5 protein-coding genes are annotated in these 4,275 nt (G+C 50.8%); all 5 read left to right on the top strand.

The window, feature by feature from the left end; translation table 11 throughout:
• Positions 1-846, top strand: an 846-nt coding sequence (gene dapF, locus AC1WIP_RS12330) for a diaminopimelate epimerase (RefSeq protein ID WP_481142109.1), incomplete at its 5' end; no start/stop codon positions are given.
• Positions 847-1,052: 206 nt separating this feature from the next.
• The gene (locus AC1WIP_RS12325; RefSeq protein ID WP_481142108.1) at positions 1,053-2,273 is read left to right on the top strand and encodes an LL-diaminopimelate aminotransferase; all 1,221 of its coding nucleotides are present in this window, start codon (positions 1,053-1,055) and stop codon (positions 2,271-2,273) included.
• 128 nt (positions 2,274-2,401) lie between these two features.
• On the top strand, positions 2,402-3,004 hold the full coding sequence (locus AC1WIP_RS12320) for a GTP pyrophosphokinase (protein WP_481142107.1): 603 nt from the start codon (positions 2,402-2,404) through the stop codon (positions 3,002-3,004).
• 14 nt (positions 3,005-3,018) lie between these two features.
• Positions 3,019-3,303, top strand: coding sequence for a DUF6056 family protein (locus AC1WIP_RS12315; RefSeq protein WP_481142106.1), 285 nt, complete (start codon positions 3,019-3,021; stop codon positions 3,301-3,303).
• 29 nt (positions 3,304-3,332) lie between these two features.
• Positions 3,333-4,181, top strand: a complete 849-nt coding sequence (locus tag AC1WIP_RS12310) for a DUF6056 family protein (protein WP_481142105.1) — start codon at positions 3,333-3,335, stop codon at positions 4,179-4,181.
• Positions 4,182-4,275: the final 94 nt, after the last annotated feature.

Here is a 4,275-nt window from a genome sequence, read left to right as displayed (position 1 = left end):
GACCGCCACTTTGGAGTGGGCGGAGACGGCCTGATTTTTATTAATCCATCTGCGGAGGCGGACTTTGAGATGGAGATGTACAATGCCGACGGCAGCAGGGCGGAAATGTGCGGAAACGGCATACGCTGCGTGGCAAAGTATGTGTATGATAACGGGATGACCGACAAGGAGCGCATCAGTATCGTCAGCGCCGGGCAGATAAAGTATCTGGATTTGACGGTGGAAAAAAAGGCGGGGAGAACGCAGGAGAGAGGCGAGGTGACCCTTGTGCGTGTAAACATGGGAAGCCCTGTGCTCTCTCCTGCACAGATACCGGTTCTGGTTTCCGGGGACAAAGCGGTGGATGAGCCCATCCTGGTGGAGGGGAAGGAATACCGGATGACCTGTGTCTCCATGGGAAATCCCCACGCGGTTATTTTCACCAAGGGCGTGAAGGAGCTAAAGCTGGAGCAGATCGGCCCTTTCTTTGAGAATCATCCCTGTTTTCCAAACAGGGTAAACACGGAATTTGTGGAAATCATAGACCGAAAGACCGTATCCATGCGGGTATGGGAGCGGGGAACGGGAGAAACCTTAGCCTGCGGCACCGGCGCCTGCGCGGTGGCTGTAGCCTGTGTGCTGAACCAATTGACGGAACCTTCGATTACTGTTAAACTATTAGGCGGCGAGCTTATGATAGAATGGGACCGTGAACAGAACCTGGTATATATGACAGGTCCCGCGGAAACGGTTTTTGAGGGAGAAGTCAAAGAATTGTGGAATAAAAATTTTGTGTTCCCAGCTGTGTATGCTGCATATTTCAACACAGACACGCTTTCGCTCCGAGCTGACTGCAGCGGTACCTAAGGCTGCAAAGTACGCAGCCTAAGTACCGGCGGTCAGCAAGGGTCTGCTTATGAAATATGCAGCACCAGAAACTGGTCATAATAACCAAAAAAAGGGTGACTAGCCACTGCTTCGGAACCCGTTTTTGGTTATTATGACCAGGTTCGTGACTTTGCCAGCCAGTTTCGCAAACGCCTACAGAGTGAAAACGAAGAGAGGAGAGCATTATGTTTAAACTGAATGAAAATTATCTGAAGCTGCCCGGGAGCTATCTTTTTTCCACCATTGGAAAGAAGGTAAACGCTTATTCGGCAGCGCATCCTGATAAAAAGGTGATTCGCCTGGGAATTGGAGACGTGACCCAGCCTTTGGCGCCGGTGATCATTGAGGCGCTGCACAAGGCGGTGGACGAAATGGGACATGCGGAAACCTTCCATGGCTATGCGCCTGATCTGGGATATGAATTTCTTAGAAATGCCATTGCAAAAAACGATTACGAGGCCCGGGGCTGCAGCATCAGCGCCGACGAGATTTTTGTGTCGGACGGAGCGAAATGTGATTGTGCCAATATTCAGGAAATTTTCAGCCTGGACAACAAGATCGCAGTATGTGACCCTGTTTATCCCGTATATGTGGACTCCAATGTGATGGCGGGCAGAACGGGCACCTATGACGAGACCACGGAAACCTGGAGTGATGTAATCTATATGCCTTGTCTTGAGGAAAACGGCTTTGCGCCGAAGCTTCCGGAAAAGACCCCCGACCTGATCTATCTGTGCTTCCCCAACAATCCCACAGGAGCCGTTTTGAAGAAGGAGCAGCTCCAGGAGTGGGTGGATTATGCCAATAAGGTGGGAGCTGTGATCTTGTACGATGCGGCTTACGAGGCATATATCTCAGAGGAGGACGTGCCGCACAGCATTTACGAGTGCCAGGGGGCCCAGACCTGCGCCATCGAGTTTCGTTCCTTTTCCAAAAATGCAGGCTTTACCGGCGTGCGTCTTGGCTTTACGGTAGTTCCTAAGGAATTAAAGTGTCAGGGTGTGTCTCTGCATTCCTTGTGGGCGAGACGCCACGGCACAAAATACAATGGCGCGCCCTACATCGTGCAGAGGGCGGGAGAGGCCGTATATTCGGAAGCCGGAAAGGCGCAGCTGAAGGAGCAGGTGGCCTACTATATGAAAAACGCAAGGTATATTCTGGAGGGCTTAAAGAGCGCAGGCTATACCGTGTCCGGCGGCGTGAATGCGCCCTATATCTGGCTGAAGGCGCCCAAAGGCATGACCAGCTGGGAATTCTTTGACTGTCTTTTGGAAAAAGCCAATGTGGTGGGTACGCCGGGGTCGGGCTTTGGTCCCAGCGGAGAGACCTACTTCCGTCTCACCGGCTTTGGAAGCTACGAGAATACCGTGGAGGCAGTGGAACGCATCAAGGCGCTGCAGCTTTAGGAAAATATAAGCCAAATTTTAGAAAATGCTCATAGATCGTTCACATTTATGAGGTATGCTTAAGAGGTCGGCAGTCGGCGATGCCAGCAGCCGGCCTTAAAGCAGCTGGAAAACAGGTGGGAAGACCAATGACGAATGAGCAGTATTATGAGTTGATCAAGCCATATGAGGATGTCAGCCAGGTCATGCTGACAAAGCTTGAAATATTGAATCACAGCATTTACAGCAAGGACACGGGAAAGCCGATTCATCATATCCAGAACCGTATTAAGGACAAGAAAAGCATTGAGGGAAAGCTGGAGAGGCTTGCGCTGACGGACAGTGTTATGAATGCAAAGGATCATCTGATGGACATTGCCGGCATACGGGTGATCTGCTATTTCCCGGAGGAAATCTATGACCTGGTACAGTGCTTGAAAAGGCAGGCTGATTTGATTGTCATAAAGGAGTCTGATTATATTAAAAAGCCCAAAAAGAGCGGCTACCGCAGCTTCCACATTGTGTTTGGAGTGCCGATCCACTGTCTGGACGCTATGGAATACTATCCGGTAGAGGTGCAGTTCCGTACACTTTCCATGGACTTTTGGGCAAGCATGGAGCACCGCATCTGCTACAAGAAGGAGTATGACGACAAGGACAAGGTGAGCCGGGAGATGCAGCAGTACGCCATGGCGCTGGAGCTGATTGAAAGCCGTTTTGAGCAGCAGCTTAAGGACAGGCAGATGCAGTGAGGGAAAAAGGGAAAATGAAAGGAAAACAAAACCGTATTCTGACGGGGATTGCAGCGGCGCTTGTGCTTGTGACTGCAGTTGTGATGTACGCTGTTCACAGAGCCGTTCCTTTTATGATGGACGATCTGTGGTATGCTACCCTTCTTGCGGAGGATACTCCTGTCAGGACGGTGTCTGATATTTTTAAAAGCCAGATATGGCATTATTTTAACTGGGGCGGAAGAAGCATGACCCACAGTATTCTACAGCTGACGCTGCTGGCCGGAGAAAGCGCAGCGGATGTTTTAAATGTGGGGTAACCTTTTTGCTTGCCCTTTTGATATGCACAGTGGCGGGAAACAAGAGACTTCCTGCTTTTTTTGCTGCCTGCGGTATGCTTCCTGCACTAAACGCCAACTGGAAAATGAGTATGTTCTGGCAGTCCGGGGCAGCCAATTATCTGTATATCACCGTGTTTTTACTGGCCTTTTTGTACTGCTATTTAAGAGAGCTGGCAGATGCAGGAGGCTTTGGCAAAAACGCACAGCCCTTTTTGCAGGAAGGAATTAAGCCCCTGCCGGGAATCGGGGTATGGATTGTTCCACTGGGGATTCTGGCAGGCTGGAGCAATGAAAATATGGGGCCTGCAGTGTGGCTTTCCAGTCTCTTTGTAATGGTGCTTCTTTTCAGGGAAAATAAGAGAATAAAGCCCTGGATGGTCCTAGGGAGCCTTTCCTGCCTTTTTGGCTGGGTCATGATGATTGCCGCTCCAGGCAACTATGTAAGAAGCGCCCAGACGAAAGAAGATCAATACGGACTTTTGTGGAGGTGCTTTCTTCGGGGATATGCCCAGAGCAAGGCGGCTCTGGAATATCTGTTCCCGGCGCTTTTGGTAGTGTGCGCCATGCTTTTGCTTGGCAGGGCCTTAAAGCTTAAGCTTGGCAGGAGAAATGTGATTCTGCTGGGGTGTGCGCTGCTCTCCTGGGGAGCCATGATCCTGTCCCCCCATTATCCGGACAGGGCCTGCTTTGGAACCATGGTTTTGCTGATCTGCGTGGCGCTGCGGATTGGAGGAAGAATCGCAAGGGAAAGAAAGGATATGGCCATTCCCCTGTTTGCAGCTTCTGTGCTTGTCTGGCTTCGAGGCATGTATTTTCTGGGAGAATTTCTCGCCATCAGCTGGGGCTGGATACGGTGAGAACGGAGCACGGTTTTCAGTGCTTGTTGAAACAGGGAATTTATGGTATCATGGGAAAAGCATCCGCCCGGTCTGACCGGAAAAAGCCGGAGGG

The sequence above is a fragment of the Acetatifactor sp. genome (assembly GCF_982438285.1).
This window is presented reverse-complemented; position numbering and strand designations above follow the sequence as displayed.